Source organism: Alloacidobacterium sp., from assembly GCF_035631355.1.
Taxonomy (GTDB): domain Bacteria; phylum Acidobacteriota; class Terriglobia; order Terriglobales; family Acidobacteriaceae; genus Alloacidobacterium.
In genome coordinates, this window is sequence record NZ_DASQIX010000023.1 from 10,632 (window position 1) to 27,717 (window position 17,086).

The 17,086-nt window shown below is 59.2% G+C and carries 7 protein-coding genes; 3 read left to right on the top strand and 4 right to left on the bottom strand.

What is annotated here, in order from left to right:
* Nucleotides 1-44 precede the first annotated feature (44 nt).
* The 4 genes from VEV40_RS05080 to VEV40_RS05095 all read right to left on the bottom strand — a co-directional run bounded on the left by VEV40_RS05080 (nucleotide 45) and on the right by VEV40_RS05095 (nucleotide 13,495).
* Nucleotides 45-1,817, bottom strand: a complete 1,773-nt coding sequence (locus VEV40_RS05080; protein ID WP_324830627.1) for a hypothetical protein — start codon at nucleotides 1,815-1,817, stop codon at nucleotides 45-47.
* Nucleotides 1,814-11,809, bottom strand: coding sequence for a DUF6603 domain-containing protein (locus VEV40_RS05085; RefSeq protein ID WP_324830628.1), 9,996 nt, complete (start codon nucleotides 11,807-11,809; stop codon nucleotides 1,814-1,816). Before VEV40_RS05085 ends, VEV40_RS05080 begins: the two co-directional genes overlap by 4 nt.
* Entirely contained in the window at nucleotides 11,806-12,420 is a 615-nt protein-coding gene (locus VEV40_RS05090) for a hypothetical protein (protein ID WP_324830629.1), read from the bottom strand. Before VEV40_RS05090 ends, VEV40_RS05085 begins: the two co-directional genes overlap by 4 nt.
* A gap of 178 nt (nucleotides 12,421-12,598) precedes the next feature.
* Nucleotides 12,599-13,495 carry a nucleotide-binding protein gene (locus VEV40_RS05095; protein WP_324830630.1) on the bottom strand — a complete coding sequence of 299 codons (897 nt, stop codon included), beginning with the start codon at nucleotides 13,493-13,495 and terminating at the stop codon, nucleotides 12,599-12,601.
* A gap of 250 nt (nucleotides 13,496-13,745) precedes the next feature.
* Between VEV40_RS05095 and VEV40_RS05100 the strand changes: the two genes are divergently transcribed.
* From VEV40_RS05100 to VEV40_RS05110, 3 genes are all read left to right on the top strand, one after another.
* Entirely contained in the window at nucleotides 13,746-14,525 is a 780-nt protein-coding gene (locus tag VEV40_RS05100) for a hypothetical protein (RefSeq protein ID WP_324830632.1), read from the top strand.
* A gap of 200 nt (nucleotides 14,526-14,725) precedes the next feature.
* On the top strand, nucleotides 14,726-15,223 hold the full coding sequence (locus VEV40_RS05105) for a hypothetical protein (protein ID WP_324830633.1): 498 nt from the start codon (nucleotides 14,726-14,728) through the stop codon (nucleotides 15,221-15,223).
* A 280-nt stretch (nucleotides 15,224-15,503) separates the two neighbouring features.
* Entirely contained in the window at nucleotides 15,504-16,541 is a 1,038-nt protein-coding gene (locus tag VEV40_RS05110) for an IS110 family transposase (RefSeq protein ID WP_324830634.1), read from the top strand.
* The last annotated feature ends 545 nt before the right edge of the window (nucleotides 16,542-17,086 follow it).

The following is a 17,086-nucleotide window of genomic DNA, read 5'->3' on the forward strand; positions in this document are numbered from 1 at the left end:
CTTAATCTCAGGCTTTTCGAATTGTTGACCCAGGGAGTTCGCATTTATTCCCCCTTCAATGTCGTGGCGGCGTTGTCGAGTAGTTGAGCGCGGAAGCCGCTCAGCCGATTGAGCCCGGCAGTATCGGCAGCGACCGCGTCGATGGTCGTGTCTGGCCGCGCGGTCTGCGTGGGCGCTGCCACCTGGGCGCCCAGCGTTCCGGCATCGCCGCCCAGAATCGCAGCCGCTTCCTGCTGCGATGTGAGCCTCCATGCCTGCTGCAGTGCTGAAGGATTCATGCCGATAGACTGCTGTGCGATTCCAATCTCATAGGGATCGGCCACAGGGCCAATCGGATTCACCAGGCTCTGGACCGCGCTGACTGCAAGCACCGGGGTGAACGGTTGATGCACGTCAGCAGCAGCGATCAACTCAATGTCCTTTGCGACGAGATTCAACGCGTCAGCGCGGGCCGAGACCTTGTATGCCTCGCGTCTCCAACGCATCAGTTCCTGCGCGAAGCGCCCGTCCGCCGCGGCCAGCAGGCGGCCACATTCAAAGGCGGCGGCATAGGAGATGTCTTCGCCGCCCGTCTCCAGGCTGCCTCGCCTGGCCTGATCGGCGCTATGATACGGCCCCAGCGGATCGCGTGTAAGTTGAAACGGCACTAACGGTCCGCGATAGAAGCTGACCTCCGTTTCTCCGGCGCGGTCGGCCACCTGCATCTTCAGGTGGCCGGTGTCAGTGAGCTGCGGCTTGTCCTGCGTATTCGGGTTTCCGAACATCTTCACGTCGAGCCCTTGCATCAGCTCCCTGAAAGTTCCCGCCTGCGTGCATTCGAACTTCCAGCTGTACAACAGAATGAATGTCGTTTGCAGGTTGAAGATGATGATGCCGGGATCGCCAACCACGGTGGTGTCGCCGAATTTGGTCACCGCGGAGCCGACCGTGCTCACCAGCAGGTCCTGCGAATTGACCGCCGTAGTTACGGGAAGATCAGTAACAGGCGAACGGCTTGCGCCGGATATCGCGGGTCGCGCGCGCGGCACATCTCGACTTGGCCCCTCCAGAATTGGATTGCCCCCTGCATCCGGCGGATTTACCGAGACCAGATCTGAACGCTCTTCAAGCGAGACCAGGCAGGCGACGTACTTCTTCCCTTCTTCTGGAACGCGGTTCGACATCACGACGGAAAACCAGCCGTCGCTACCGGCAACGTTCAGCTCTTTGTCTTCCACATTTACCTGCCGGACATGCGTGAGCAGCAGCAGTTCTTCGAGCGAAGGCAAAATAGACGAGACCAGGAGCCAGTTCGCGCTGACCGTATCCACCTGCGTTCCCTGCGGAGGCGCGAGCCTCTGCACAACGCTCTGGGGCAGAGCATCGGTGATCGCTACATTCTGCTTGATCGTGCATTCGCTTTCTTCAAAAAGCAGCAACGCCATCCAGGGAACGTCGGCATTCCATGGTGGAATCTGCTGGCCTTTCCAAAGAAGGTTTTCAGGGTCGAGCGTGCGCTCCCACGGCAACGTGCGCCGGGCAATGGCCACATGCTGAAGGCTCTCATTGAAGCCTCCATGTCCATTGCGCGGAGGAAATACAGCGGCCACCAGGCTCTGGTCGATGCGGAACCGTGGTCCTTCGACGTTGAAGTAGCCTTGCGCCTCTGGCAGGTCCTGAGAGACGGGAACCTGTGATGTCGAGCCGTCGGGGTTCTGCTGCGTTACCTGATAATTGACGTCTGTCTCGCTGCGCCAGCGGTAGCTGCCATCTTTCAGCGGAGGAAGGATGTGGTCCCAAAGGACTATATACCCCTTGGGCGGTTGCGGGGGCGTCATTGCGGGCCTCCTTGCGATTGAACAATACGCACGATCAATGCTCCATCGGGCGTGAGCGCGCCGTCCGGCACGATTTGTTCTGGGACTTTTCCGTTCCAGCGCACTGCCCAGCTCTGCGCGCTGCCCTGCATTCCGGCTACTCCTGCCAGTGCCCAGCCCTGCAGGCTTCCCACGGCAACGCTGATGGTTACGACTTTGTCATCGCGCGCAGCGATGTCATACAGCAATGCGGTCCGCGCTCCTCCGGCAACAATCAACGGCGGAGTCTGCACGGTTGCCCCTGTGATTCCGACGGCGAGATCGCCTGCGCCGGCGGCGTCGGCATTCTGCTGATCAAGCAGGACCATCAACGTTTCGATTTCCGTGGGCAACCGCGTCTCAGAGCCGATCTGGTCCGCAAGCGCATAGGAAATTTGGGCCAGCGCATCACTGGTCTTCTGTTTGCCGTGGGTTGGCACAAAGTGCGTGGACAACAGCAGCGACGATCCGCGGGTCAGCAGCGCGCGTCCGCTGATTTGCGGAGCATGATTGCCGATCTGCCATCCAACGACAGGCGTTTTGCCCTGCGGAGCATACGCGAGGCTGACTGCGCCGAATCCGGAAGCATTTGCCGCATTCGCCGGGACCGATCCCAGACAAGTGATCGCCGCCATCGCTGATTTCGCTGGAACATTCACCACGAGCTGACCGTTCATAATGCTTTCGCTATCGACCAGGGGCGCTCCATTGCGGCCCAGGAAGGCGATGCGCACGGCACCGCTCCCCGAAACGACAACCTGCTCACTCCCGCCTGGGATGTCCCATAAATGGGTGGCGCCAGCAACAAGAGAAACGCCCTTGGCGATCACGTCGGCTTCTGCCTGTGTAAAGTTTTTAAAGCCACTGACGTTTCCCACAGAACCAAAATCGAAGCTGCGCAACGTACGCCCGGGACGGGCAATGCTCGTGACGCGAGGCGCGTTCGCCGCGGGAACCCGCTGCAACCGCGCGCCGGCAACTACATTTAATGCGGGCGCGCTCATGCGGACCGCCTGGTTTGCGGCCGCGACACTTCTCACCGTTGTCTTCAGCGATAGCGGCGCATCGCTTACGGCCTGTGCACGCGTCTGCAATACGGCGCGCAGTCGCGGCTGCCCCAGAAGAACCGAGACCGCATCAGGAACTACCGTGATTTTCGGCGGCAGATTGAGACCAACCGGTTTCATAGTGAGGCCGGTCGTCAACGGCGTCAGCAGTGGGGGAGCAGAGCGGTAACGCTTAAGCGAGCGCACACTCATGGGAGCGAGTCCAGGTTGCGGTAGTCCTGAGTCAACCCGCAGTTGGCTGAAGGCATTCGCGCCAGAAAGCAGCTGCGCGCTCGCATCCAGGAGAGCTGACGTTCCGGCAGTCTGGGCAAACGCCGCAAGATTATCAGCAACAGCGCCCAAGGCTTTCAGGCCCGCAATGTCGATGTCTGCGGCGAATGGCAGCGGACGGGGATTGCCCGCGTCAATGAGTTTCGAAATGGGGATCGGTTGCGTCGAGTTCCCATAAGCCACAATGCCCGTGACCTTGACGCCAACCAGCACCGGCACCGTGCGCGCGGCCGCGGGGACCTGGTCCGGCGGGAAGTAATGATACGTGGCTTCGGAAACTTGTCCGATGACTGATTCCACCAGCAACTGGCTCTGGCTCAGGCCAGTCATGGCAACCCACTGATTGAATGTAGGCGAGCCGCCCTCCTGGTCCAGTTGATCCAGGCTCAACAAGTGAGTGCTGCCTGGGTCGCTGATGTACATCGGTCCGAGGTCGATGCTCGTGTTCTTCCCTGAGGCAGGATCAACCGCAGGCGCCGGGTTTGTAATCCCGACGAAGCTCGCCTCATAAGCCACCGCCGCCATGCGCGTCTCAGTCTGAAAGACCCACTCACTGGCCATCTTCCACGGCTGGTCGATGGCGCCAGGAGCGGGCGATCCGCCTGGAGGCACCGGCGGCAGCAGTCCGCCAATTACATGCACGGCTGTCGCATAGGTAGTGGGATCGTTGTTGTAAACGTACTTTTGCGAGAACTGGTCCCATGAGAGCGCGGGAGGCCGGTTGTTCGGCGTAGGCCCGAATGGAATCGTCACGCTGGCAATTGCGAGATCAACCGTCACCTCTCCGTGGAAGGGCGGGCCCTTGATTTCGAGAGATGCGCCGAGCGATACCGTGATATCGATGCTGACGCAGCAGCCAAACACGCACACGTGAATCGAGAACGTTGCGCCAACGCTCACGCCCACATCCATGTCGTAATAGAACGGGTCCCAGGAAAGTAGAAAATCACAATACGCCGTAAACCAGACATGAATGCAATCCGGCCCATAGGTTGCATCGAACTTCGTTCCTGCCATCACGCAGGTATTGGTCAGGGCAAAATATGACTCGCCCTTGATATTGATCGCCCCCAGCAGCGACCAGCGATAGCCGAGACGGGGCACATCGGGGTAGGCCGGATCTTTCTGGAAGTGCGGGTTGTATCCGCCCATGGTGAGCAGGAACTGCGACTTCGCAAACCACATGAAGTAGGCAAAGCCGCCCGTGAGCTGGCAGTCGGGGCTGATGAGGAACGAGTGGTCCGTAAGCTGCGCCTGGATCGACAGCAAACCTTCAGCCGTGCTGAAGCGCGCCTTCAGCGCAAGCTCGATCTCGACCAGGGCCGTATCGTCTGAGGGCAGCGCCATGCGCGCCACGCCCAGAATGCCGACTTCAAATCCGCCGTCGAGCGCGATATACAGCACGCCGATCAGGTTCACGATCTGGAATGTGGTTGCGCGCAGTCCCACCGCCAGCCAGAAAGCGCCGCGCTTCGCCGGGATGCTGGTGCTGAGTTTCATCAGCGCGGTCATCGGATCATTGACCAGCGCGCCGCCGTCATCAAGCGCCGCCACCAGCACGAAGCTGGGAATCTGGTTCAGGTCGTCCGGCACAATGATTTCGCGGTTGTAGCCGATGCCCAGTCCAAAGGCGCTGATCTCGATGATGGGCGGAATGCCAATGGTCGCAAACACCGCCACAAATACGAAAAGCGAAGTGTAGGTGTCCGTGCCCTGCCCTGGAGTGGAATACGCGCCTACCGCAACGAAGCCAAACTGCGTCACCCGGATGAGCAGCATGCCGTCATATTCAATCGGCGGGCCAGGGTTCTTGAGCAGGCCGCCGGCGAGCGTGATCCCCGGGTCCTGGAACGAAACAGCCAGCCCCAGCAGATCGATAGACCACTTGTGCAGATTGCCGAGGTCCCCGATTGGGGCCTGCAACGTCAACTGGTCGACCTGTGCCAGCAAGCCGTCGACTTTCACGCTGCCGTCGATGAGCAGCCCAAGAGTGTGGTCAGGGTCATTTCCAATTTGAACGCCGAGTTGGTCGATGTAGATGGGGCCGAAGCTCGAATGCACGCCGATCCATAAGGGCTGGTCGCGCTTGTCGCCAAACATCACATGGAACTTGCCGTCATCAGGAGCCCCCGCCCAAACGGCCACGTCTACGCCAGGATTCGTCGGCTTGGAGTCGCCGCTTCCCCCACCCTGGCTCAGCAGGCTCGACGCGACCGGGTTGCCGCCCGCGCCGCCGCTGGTTGCCGCGCCCAGCGGCAGGCCCAGCGCATCCAGCTCAAGCCCGGCGCCGAAGCTGGATCCATTGTCAAAAGCCCCAAATTGCAGTCCGTTGCCGAATTCGCAATCAAAGAAGACATAGGTGCGGACGCCGCCAAGACGAAACTCATCCGTATTGATGAGCGGGCCGTCATCTTGCCCGGTAATGCCGAACCCTAGCCCTACGGCATAGAGTCCGGGATTGAACGTGAACTGCGCTTCGGCATTGAAGATATAAAAGACAATGCCTTCGTCCAGCTGCGAGCTGCCGCTGTTCCACGATGCGGGCGCGCCGAACAGAATGCTAAGGTCATAGCTTCCGGCCTGGAATGGAATGGACCCCTGCAGGGCGACGCCCAGCCTCTGCGTGCCTTTGTGATTGTCGCTTACCAGCGAAAGCTTGAGGGTGGTGCTCAAAGTTACGCTGACATGCGTCGCCAACGTTTCGATTAGGCCGGTCGCAATCGAAACAAGATCAGGAAACGGCGTTTTGATAAATGTCGGCGAAGCAATGTCGATAAGGTGCGCGCCCGCCAACAGGTCCTGCAATTTGATAGACGACCCCGTCCACAGCGGGGCCGCGAGTTTAGCGGCAATCGTCGGAACGCCCAGCAGCACATTGCCAGCAAGCGGCATGAGCCACGACGTAAGCAAGGATAGGACATCCCCACCCCCGCTCACTCCAGGCGTAGGCGAAATATGCACCACCAGCGGGCCATCGGCAGTTGTTGTTGCCAACGGATCGAGATCGAAGACGAACTGGTTGGAGGCAAAGCCGGCGTGAACTTTTGGCGCAAGGTCCAGGTGGATCGCATCTTGCAGCTTCACCCACAAATCTGTATTGAATGTCAGGCCGCCTGACGCGTAGCCTGCGCTGATGCTCGCAAGCAGCGCGCCTGTGCCGAGGGTGATCTGATTGGTCGCAATCTGAACAGTTGGCCCGGAGCCATCCCAGCCTAATGTAACTGTCACAGTTCCATTTCCCAGTCCATGTCCAGCCAGATTTAGTGTCCATGCCACAGTACTGCCGGAAGCGGTCAGCGAATCGGGAATCGCGCCGAGAGGCCCCGCGCCAAACAAGTTCGCAATGGCGTTTGCCACTTGCTGTTGGCGAGCTGGCGTATTCAGCGAAAGCGTGGAAGACCAATCGTTACTTAGCAGCTTCTTCAAATCGCCGGTATGTTTGGAGAAGTGGTTCGTAGCGTCATAGATGCCGAGCGCGACCGCAACCTGCAGAGCTATATCTACAACCGCGGAGCCTTGCCCCTGCAGCGTGCTTACAAGTTGATCAAGCGCCGCCGGCAGCAGCGACTCAGCGGCCGCGACCGCATTAAATCCGCTGAACGTGGGCAGGATTGTAATCGTCGGTCCAGGCGAACCGAGATCGGCATGCGTAACGATGCTCAGCGTCAGTCCATTTGCCGACGCGCCAAAATTCACGGTGATCTTGTTGCCGAAGATGGCCCCGCCCGGCAGTCCCGAGGCAGTCACAGTCACAGTGCCCGCAGGCGTCACGTGCAACTGGCTGTCGATATTCGCAGCAAGCTGCAGTCCCACAACGCCTGCGATCGGCGTTGTTGTTTGCAGCGCCAGCCGCACTGGGTCGGCCGTAGAACCCACCCCCTGCGCGACGACCTGTATGCCGGCAGGTAGTTGCAGTGCAGTCCCAGCCGCCAATCCGGCTTTGCCATTGAGCCATTGCAGAAACGTATTGATCTTTCCCGATACAAGTTGCGTGCCGTCGCCAAGCACGTTGGCGTTTTTCAGGAAGGCGCCGGGCGAGCGGAAGATGCTGTCCAACGGGGGCAGCGTGACGCTTTGTCCGACTAATGCTTGCAGAAGCGCTGTTGCTGCGCCGGAGAAAAGCGCGAGCGGCAGAAAATTGTTAAACTCCGCCATGAGCTGGGCCTGCGAAGGAGCAGGAACCAGTTGCAGTGGCGCATCCAGATACGCTGGCACTGAAAGATTCAGATGGCTGCCGTCGAAATTGAGCGCAATTCCATTGGCTTGAATCGTCGCGCTGAGACTTGGCGCAAAATCCGGCAAACGCAGCGATGCTGCAAATTGCAGATTCGCTTCGCTGCCCAATGGCCACCCCGACGCGCCGGCGGAAAGCCCGATCGTCCATGATCCTTTCGCCAGTTGCAGCGACAGCGGAACTCCGGGCAGAGGCAGGTTCCACGGCCCTCCTGCTGTGCCGGAGAAGCCGAACATTCCACCATCCAGGGCCGGGCCCAATTGCGCGCCAAGATATCCAGCGGGGTCGGTGTGCAATGCCGCGAAGGCGTCCTGCGAGACGCCGTAGCCGCCGTGCGAATCGTTGATGACGATGCCGAGGTCTTTGAGCGCCAGCATCACGTTGTCGAGCGTCGATCCGGCAGCTGGAGTGCCAATCCTCTGCAGGACCGCGCCCAGCAACACCTGCGCCTGCGCGTCGGCGAATTGCGCGACGTCGCCCAGGCCCGAATGGTACGAAACCTGATGCAGCTCCAGATGCGGTGTAACTGAGAGCGATCCATTCAGCGAAATGTCCGCGCCCAGTTCCGCCCAGCGCACGCGCACATCCAGTTGCGGAACGCCCTGCCCCGCAAATGGACTCGCCGCCCCGGCAAGCCATCCTCCTGGCCGCGTCAGCACAACCCGCGCCTGCAAGGCGTGTGGCGCGCGAGCAAGCTCGCCCGCCGTGCTGTCGAACTTGACGCGGAAAGCGTCTGCGCGCAAATGCACATCGCTGTAAATTGCAGACAGGTCGCCGGCAACCGGTAGATGCGCGCGCATGCCGAACGCAATGTGTGTAGCCGTCGGTGGCGCGAGATTGGGCGCAGCCTGCTGCTCGGCGAGCGTGCCCAAGAATTGCTTCAGACTCGTCAGCAGGTCACCAGGCAGTTGGCTGCCCAGGGCGAGAGCGGGCCGGCCGCCGGTATCTACGCCGGAAGGGACCGTAGGATTGAACGAGGCCACCGGATAAGGATTCAGCGTTGGCAAGGCCCCTGCCGCAGCAGGCGGGAGATATCCATCGAGCGCGCTCAACACATGTTGCAACGCTTGCAGGTTGATGTCGCTGGTCGCAGAAGTTGGCAGGACCGATTGCAGCACGCGCAGCGCATTCGCCATCGATTCATCCGTCAGGAATGGAAGTCCCGCGCCCAGATGTGGCGTGCCGAGCGTAATGATGCCCTGCACATTTCCGGAATTTGCCGCCGTATACACGCGCGCGGCGATGCCTACTGTTGAATGTGCCACCAGCGTGATCTTTGCTCCGGGACGCAGTTGCTGCAGCCGCGAGACGATGTTCCCGATTTGTGTAACCAGCGAGGTTACATTTTCGCCTGCGTCATCCTTCAGGTCCGCCGTGTAGTAGTCCCACGCCGCGTTGCCGATGCCGGAGAGGTCGATCGTCGTGGGATCAACATTGGCCTGTCGCAATTTAAAGAGCGCGGCGGCATTCGTCGCGCCATGCAGGTTCGCATTCGAAAGCAACGACGCCCAGATCGTGTGGTCGCTAAATGCCGGTCCCAGCAGCAGCACGGTCCGCTGACCTGCCGCGCCTCCGGCCCAGGCGTCAATCTGCGTAAGAATCTCGCTGATTGCCTGCGGATCAGATGGCTGCAAATGATGCGGAGACGTCAGCTTTGCGCCTGCTGTCCACTTGCTCGCTGTAGGGACCTGAGAGGCAAACGGCACTACGCCGTCAGTGGATGAGAGATGCGCCGTTAGCTGGCCTAGCGAATTTGCAAGTGTGCTGCTGTCGGCAGCCACGAGCGCGTTCCGCAGTCCGGGCACAAAGTTGGCAAGCGCGCCCGCTTGTGTCAGCAACCCGTTCCAGTCGCCGGCGCCGCTAATGAGCGCGGACAGCCCGCTCGCCCATGCCGCCGGAGGGGTGGTCAAGTCTCCATGCGCCGATTCAAGCCACACGAGAGCATCCACGCTCGTGCTCGGTCCGGTTGAAAGCGGAAGTGCCCACGGGTCGTTATACACGCCTGATCCAGTGATGTTCAGCGGAAACGCAGGCAACGCTCCGCCCGGATTGGAAGGCAAAGCATCCGCCAACAGCGCGCGCAACCAGGGCAGCGCATCCAGCAAAAAGGGCGTGCCGTCCGCCGAGACATTCAGCGCAAGCGCCTTGAACCAGTTACGCAGCGCTGTAAACGGATCGGTGAAGAGCGAACCGATTGCACCGGGATCTGCGAGTTTCGGCCAATCAGCGGGCAGGCCGTTGAGCTGGCCGTGCAACCCGAACAAGGCAGAAAGCGCAAATGCAGGCATGCCGCCCAGATCGAATACCAGCCGCGCAAGCAGTAATCGCAGCAGGTCTTCGAGGTCCGGTACGCTGACGCCAAGCGCCACCGCAACCGCAGATGGATTGGAAAAGTCCAAAGCAGCCTGAGGCGGGAAATTCAGGCTTGCGATCTGTTTCGTCTGCCCACCCACGCTCAATTGCAGGTTCGTGAGCTCCGCTGTCCAGGCCAGAGGCTTGCCAAAACTCCAGTCGAGCGAGCCTTGCAGCGCATCAGCGGACAACGAAATACCCGCGACTTGAGGTATTGCAGGCAGCGGCGCAATGTTTGCCGAAAGGTGCTGCACTCCAAGAACCACCGCGCTCGGCGTGCCTGTCTGAGGTAGATCAAGCGCGAACAGTTCCGCTTTCCATGCCGCCGTTACCGGCGCAACGTTCAACTGCACCATCAGGCCGAAGCGCAGCTGCTGCACATCGCCGGCATTACCGCTGGTCTGCGCATTCCACGCGGCCAGCGCAAGAGTCACATCTCCGCCGGAAGCAAGCGGCACACGCCATGGATCGGCCAGTGTCCCAGATCCGGCCGCCGCCGTATTGACGCCCGCCAGCGCTGCCGCTTCCTCCAGCAGATGTGACCAGGGATGCGCCGTATCCAGCAGCGCTGCTCGATGTATTTGCGCGATCGCCGCAAACGGGTTCGACGCCAGTAACGGAGCGCTTGAAGCGTCCAGCAGGTGCGGCGTTCCCGGATCGTTTGCAGGCGCGATCAACCCGGTCAGCGCAGCCAGATGCGCCGCGAATCCTGTGCCCAACTCGTTTTTCAGCAGCGTACGCAGGGCGTCGCTTGCCGCCTGCACAATGCTGTTGACATTCGTAAGATCAAGCGTTGCGTAGGTCTGCCCCTGGAACTGTACCTGGTCCAGTTCCAGCATAGGCTTCAGGTTCGCGCCGTCAAAAGTAAATCCGGCACGAAACGTCTGTACGCTGATAGGTCCCGCGTTCACCAGCGCGCTGCCGTCGCCAGGAGACTGCAACAGCACAGAAGCAAAAGGCAGTACCTCTGCGTGCGCGCTTCCTGCCAGCGGAATGGACGCAAGCACCGCATTCGCCCCAACCAGGACCGCCGCTCCCCCGGGAACGAACTGAAGTTGAATGCCAAGATCAAGCGACTGTGTGCTTCCGCTTGTGTCGTGCGCCAGGGTGACGAAGAGCCCGGAGTTCGCCGCTCCTCCTGGCACTGCAAACAGCTCCGTCTTCCACGGATCTGCCGATGTCCCTACGCCGGTGACCCCTGGCGCGGCCGTTCCCAGCAAGCCCGCCAGATGGTCTAGCCATTCCGTAATGCTGGGCGCCCCTCCCTGCAGCATGGAGAGGAACCATGCCTGCAATGCCTGCGGCCCCTGCGTAAGCCGCGTGAACGGAAACATCGGCACCGGATTGCCCGCGAGCCCCAGCAAGGGCAGCAGGTGGTCTTTTACCGGATCAGGCCCGGCAATCTGCGAAACCTCTTGCTGGACTAGCCGCAGCACCACCGGCACAAGCTCGCTTCCCAGATTTGTCGAGTCAAGGGTGATGTCCTGTGGGCCGCTCCCAATATCAAATTGCTCAAGGGTGACCGTAATCTTTGGGGCCGGCGTGGGCAGCAACACAAGATCAACGTCAACATCGATGGCATTCAGCTTGACCGTGCCATTCAGTTCCACGTCAACACGCAGGCCCACCGTCAGCGGCCCATTTGCAGTGCCTGCAACCGCATTGACACTCGTGCCGTTTGAGATGAACAGAGGCAGCTGCGCGCGCAGCGACGCATCAGGAGAAGTAGCCGAGTGAAATTCACCGGCGACGCCAAATGTTACATTCGCGCCATCTTCGCGGACCGTCAGATAGACATTTCCCCGCGGCTGGTCGGCCAGAAGCGGATGCCAGCTCTCGTCCGTGGGAACACCGGGGACGGGCACAGGCGCAATCAAGGCATTCAGCAGGTCGTTGAACGCGTCCCGCTGGCCCTGGTTGGAAAAAATCTTTTCTATGTTGGAGAGCGGATCGGCAAACCAGTCCCAGTTGAAGTTGCCGCTTGCTCCGTCGAGCAGGCCCAGTGCTTTCGCCAGGTCCTGAAGCTCAGAGGCCAGGTCCTGCCCGTTCATGGCTGCACCGCCGTTGAAGCCACCAGCGGCGTGTCCGCATGAAAATTCAGCTTGTCTCCGGCAATGCTGATGCCGCGCGGCGCTTTTTGCCGCTCAAACGCATGCTGTTGGGACATGCTAAGTAGTGAGGCCCAGACCGCCGATTGCAAGGTCTCTCCCCATCGCGCAGCCAACAGCCCATTACCCCGCGGTAGCTCATCCGTCGTTGCGATCAGTCCCCCGTCGTCCGTGCCATTGCTGACCGAGAAGGCCATCACCAGCGGCTGGCGTCCTGTCTGGTCGGTCTCCAGGTCAACTGAAACCAAGAGGCAGCCGTTCTGCAATCGGGCCTGTGTGCTCTCCAAGTGCACCAGCACCTCGTCGCCCTTTTCTGCCCACACCACCGGACCGGAGATTGGGCCAGACGGCACCCTGCTGCCATCCGCCGGAGTACCCATCAATTGCACAGAGAGGGCTAGCGCCAGCGCGGGGGCCGTGTATTGATCGGCAACTTTAGGCGGAGGGCACGTCGGAGGAGGAGGAGGAGGCAGCGCAGGATGCCTGCGGAACCAGAGCCAGCCGATGAATACTCCGAGGAGAAAGACGATGAGCAGAAGCAAAAGCACGAGCATGAGGGCTCCTGCGGAGGACGGGTTGCAGGGCCCGCGATCCAACCCGTTTCCAGCTCCAGAAATTTGGGTCGCCTACGTCGCGGCTTTATACCACACTCAGTTGTGAACCGTGCAAATAAAAATTTCAAAAGAAAATTCTGCAAATCACTACATATTCTCGAACGAAGTCCCCGCACCTTTAAGTTGCATTAGCATTTCCAGGCATAAATGTGCTGTTTCGCAGTTTCCCATGAGCCCAATCTAGACGCTCCTTTATTTTGGCCTGGTCACTACCGTCGTTCTTCGCCAATACCCAGGATGTAAAAACTGTTGCATTGTTTTCGTCAGGGGCAGTGTTATAGCCATAAATTACATTCCCTTTTGGCGTGATACTTAGAACAAACGAACCTTTACCCTCGCCGCTACCAACTCTAGCGCGCCATTCTCCAATAATTTGTCTCTCCTGGACAATCCTTCCATATGCAACGTAATTATCTCCAACCGGGTTGTCCATGCTCACAATAGATACTCCGCCACGAGCTTCCATTATCTCGACAACTTCAGTGACCTCTGGGTGCCCCAAATCCTCTGAAAGCACATATCTTGAGGTCCATTCGCCGACTATGCTGGGGAAACGTGGTTTGCGAACCTCTTTAGTTATGACCTCGCACGCCCTTCTTATCGCCGCCTCAGCATCACTACCACTAAGGCGAGAGCCGTCATAACTGGCGAGCGTGATACCCGCAAAGTCAGATGGTATTTTGATCGCTACGCTTTTTTCGTGAACTATGAAGACTCGCTCCCGACCGAGTGCGCCCATGAACAATCCACACTCAAAGATCACGTTGTCTCGAGGGGATGCCTTTGATTCACCTTTACTCTCTGTGATGTCGTCTGCTCCCCAAACCAACACAGCAAAATCGAATTCAGCGATGGTATCCAAAAGCCTTTCCAGAAAGCCCTGATTGAGAGTAAAAATGCCTTCATCCCAGACGGTTACCTCGGCAGAACAATCGTCTTCCAATCTGTTCGCGATTAGCCTGGCAACATCAACACTTGCCTTTGAAGAACCAATGAACAATTTTGGTTTGGCCATTTTACAAAGCACCCGGCTGCGGATATTTGCCTTCGACGAAAGCTACTGTAAGTAATTCTTCCGGAATGCGTCAATCATAAACAGCAGACGAAAACTACTGGCACTTTCAGGTCCTAAGTCACTACAGCGTCTCCACAAGTCGGGGCTGTGCTGGAAGTGCGGGAGCTTACCGCGTAGCCAAGTTTCGGGGTGCTCCACTGCTTTTTGATGCAAAGTGTATAGTGGCAGACGGTCCGGAGGGAACCGTCGTATGGCTTGGCAAACGAATGGGAATCTGACCACGACGAGCGATAACGTTGGGATTGGAACCGCGTCACCCGGAAGCAGTCTGGATGTCCGTGGGACAGTCAGTGTCCGAGGCAACGGCGACCTGTATTTTCACCGCGATGATGGCTTCTCAGGCGGGTCGTCAATAGTGCTTGATCCGCCAGGTGCCGGTACGAGCGACTTGACGATCCAAAGAAGCGGCGGCGGCACGATCGCCGGATTTCACGTCGAGGCGGCTGTCTCGACATTCACCGGAGGGCTGGAGCTTGACATCCCCGCCGCGGGAAATCCGATCAACGCCATCTCTGTTGACGTCCAGTCTTTTCTCACGTTTGCGAACTCGCAGGCGAGCTCTTTCCTGCAGGTGCGTGACATCGGGGCCGCGCCGCCAGGCGGCTTCACACATTTTATTGTTCGAGGCGATGGCAATGTGGGAATCGCGACATCACAGCCGGCCGCCCGACTGAGCGTGGTCTCGCCGCCGGGCACGACAGAGATCACGGGTTCCGCTGCCAGCACGACTTTGCGGATATCATCCGGTACCCTCGGTCAGACGCCGGGTACCTACGCGGTCGCGGCGAGTTTTGGCGCAATCGTGGATACAAACAACGTGAGCCTTGGCGTTCGCATCAGGAACGGACAGCCGGGACAGGGGTGGACCGGTTCCATAATCGCGCTGTCGATGGACGTTGACAACACGCTTGGCGCCGGTGGTTCGTTGTTATTTTTCTCAAAGGCAATATCGGACCTGTTCATGGAATAGAATTTCCGGACGGATCGATTCAGTCGACGGCTCAGGTCCACGGCCCAGCCGGTCCGGCTGGCCCCCAGGGTCCCCCAGGACCGCAAGGACCTCCGGGCGTGTCCTCAGTTCCGCAAGTCCTAATTAGTCGAAATGCCGCAGGTGGAGGTTTCATAGGTCTGCTAGGCCCCGGTGGTCGCCAGACTTGTCAGCTATCAGGCATGCACGGGGCTGCAGATAATGGTGTCATTACGGTAACTGACGCCGCCGGCGCGGCAGCCGGCGTAGCAAAAGCAAGGATGTTCGTCGATTTCAATGGCAATGGCACTATTGAAGCCAGCGTAAAAAACTTCCGTGTGCCCCATCCAAATCAGCCCGACACGGACATCGTTTATGCCTGCGTCGAAGGTCCTGAAGCTGCTGCCTATGTCCGGGGAACAGCGCACCTGGCTAACGGCCAAGGCATTATATCGTTGCCGGAACACTTTGCCAGTGTTGTTGGGCAGGACGGGTTAACAGTGCAACTTACCCCACTCTCATCTGATTCCTTGGGCCTCGCTGTAGTTGAGAAAGGCATCCCGCAAATTCGCATCAGAGAATTACATGCCGGAACGGGGAACTACGATTTCGACTGGGAGGTCGAAGGTGTACGAAAGGACCACGAGAACGACCAGGTTCTCCGCCCGCATGTTGAAACAGCGCTGGTTGACAACCGATGAGCAAGACTTCGCGTTCAGAACCAAGGTCGCCGAATGCGTAGGAGACGGCGTTCAACAAATTTCGTCTAGCCGTTGCCGCATCTGTACGGTCCCATTTTCCGCTGTCCGGGATTGGTTGTTCATCACTCGATTCAGGCGGGATGGTTATTTTGTCGTTTTCGGGCCCGTATCATACACCCTTCGGGCTCGCTTTTAATCCGTCCGCCCGGATCGATTACTACTGGCATGGTCCGCCGCTTCAGCCCGACGAGGGTGTAGAGGTGAACAGAGGAGGTGTTCCATGGAGATTCGCACCATCGGCATCGATCTGGGGAAGACAGTGTTTCACCTTATAGGTGTCAACGCACGGGGTGAAGTGGTGGTTCGCAAGAAGTGCTCGCGGACTCAGCTGCTGCGCTTCACCTCGAACCTTCGCGCGTGCCTGATCGGCATGGAGGCCTGCGGAGGATCTCATTTTCTGGGCCGTGCACTGCGCGAACAGGGGCATGAAGCGCGCCTGATGCCGGCCCAGTACGTCAAGCCTTACGTGAAGACCAACAAGAATGACTACATCGATGCGGAAGCCATTGCCGAGGCTGTCACCCGTCCCTCGATGCGCTTTGTGCCCATCAAGACCGATGACCAGCTCGACCTGCAGTCGTTGCACCGCGTGCGCGAACGGTGGGTGGTGCGCCGCACCGCGGTAATCAACCAGATGCGCGGATTGCTGCTGGAGCGTGGCATCACGATACGCAAGGGACGCCAGCATCTTGCAGCCTCTCTACCGGGCATCCTGGAAGACGCCGACAACAAACTGTCCGGTGCATTACGGGTACTGCTGACACAACTGCAGTGGGAGATGCAGTACCTGCATCGGCAGATCGAGGAATCCGACAAGCTGATCGTGCGCATCGCCAGCGAACTTGAACCATGCAAACGCCTGGTCGCGATCCCCGGAGTTGGACCCTTAATCGCCACGGCCACCATCGCGGCCATTGGCAACGGCGCAGCCTTCAAGAAGGGACGCGGTTTTGCTGCCTGGCTGGGAGTGGTGCCCGGCGAACACTCCACCGGAGGCAAGCAGAAGCTGATCGGTACCAGCAGACGTGGGAACAAATACCTGCGAAAGCTCTTCATTCAAGGAGCACATACTGTGCTGCTGCAGAGAACGAAACAAACTTCAGGCCTGAGTATGTGGCTGGCCAGTCTGGTAGCACGCAAGCGCAAGCAGGTGGCGACCGTGGCATTAGCCAACAAGATGGCACGCATGGTCTGGGCGGTTCTATGCAAAGGAGAGGCTTATCGGCCGCCGCTCTTACCACAACCGGCCGCGGCCTGATGGACTGCACATGACGCCTGCCACAAGTGCCAGGCTTGGAAATCGCTGAAGCGATTCCCACATCTGCAGTCCAACGACTACTGATCTGAGTTTTTAGATTCCTGCCAGGTTTGCTGGCGAACCATGAGATGGCAAAACGGTCGATCCCGGCGTTCTCGAAACCTGCAACCGGAAAATGCCTCCAAAGGCAGCGTTACTAAAAAGGACGAGGGCGCAGCGCATTCCATTCAGGCCAGGAGATCGCTTCTCCAACAGAGGCCGGATACATTCGCGCAGACCAATTCCGTCATCGTCATTTTTCGCTTGCAATACGGCGGCGGACCATACATTCCGGATAGGCGACTAACCGCCCAGAACCCCCTCAATGATTGCATATAGCCTTAAAGCAAACGAACCGCCTTCAGATGGGTACATGCTGAAACCTCTTCCGTTCTGTTTCCCGAACTCAAGGCCGGCGCTACCGGACAAACGGGACCAGGGCAAGAACAGCCGCTAGCGAGTTCAGAATTGCCTGAAGCATATTTCCCGCATTCAACTTACGCCGC

Coding starts and splice junctions, on each gene's coding strand:
- VEV40_RS05080 (WP_324830627.1), bottom strand. CDS start 1,817: ATGACGCCCCCGCAACCGCCCAAGGGGTATATAGTCCTTTGGGACCAC.
- VEV40_RS05085 (WP_324830628.1), bottom strand. CDS start 11,809: ATGAACGGGCAGGACCTGGCCTCTGAGCTTCAGGACCTGGCGAAAGCA.
- VEV40_RS05090 (WP_324830629.1), bottom strand. CDS start 12,420: ATGCTCGTGCTTTTGCTTCTGCTCATCGTCTTTCTCCTCGGAGTATTC.
- VEV40_RS05095 (WP_324830630.1), bottom strand. CDS start 13,495: ATGGCCAAACCAAAATTGTTCATTGGTTCTTCAAAGGCAAGTGTTGAT.
- VEV40_RS05100 (WP_324830632.1), top strand. CDS start 13,746: ATGGCTTGGCAAACGAATGGGAATCTGACCACGACGAGCGATAACGTT.
- VEV40_RS05105 (WP_324830633.1), top strand. CDS start 14,726: ATGCACGGGGCTGCAGATAATGGTGTCATTACGGTAACTGACGCCGCC.
- VEV40_RS05110 (WP_324830634.1), top strand. CDS start 15,504: ATGGAGATTCGCACCATCGGCATCGATCTGGGGAAGACAGTGTTTCAC.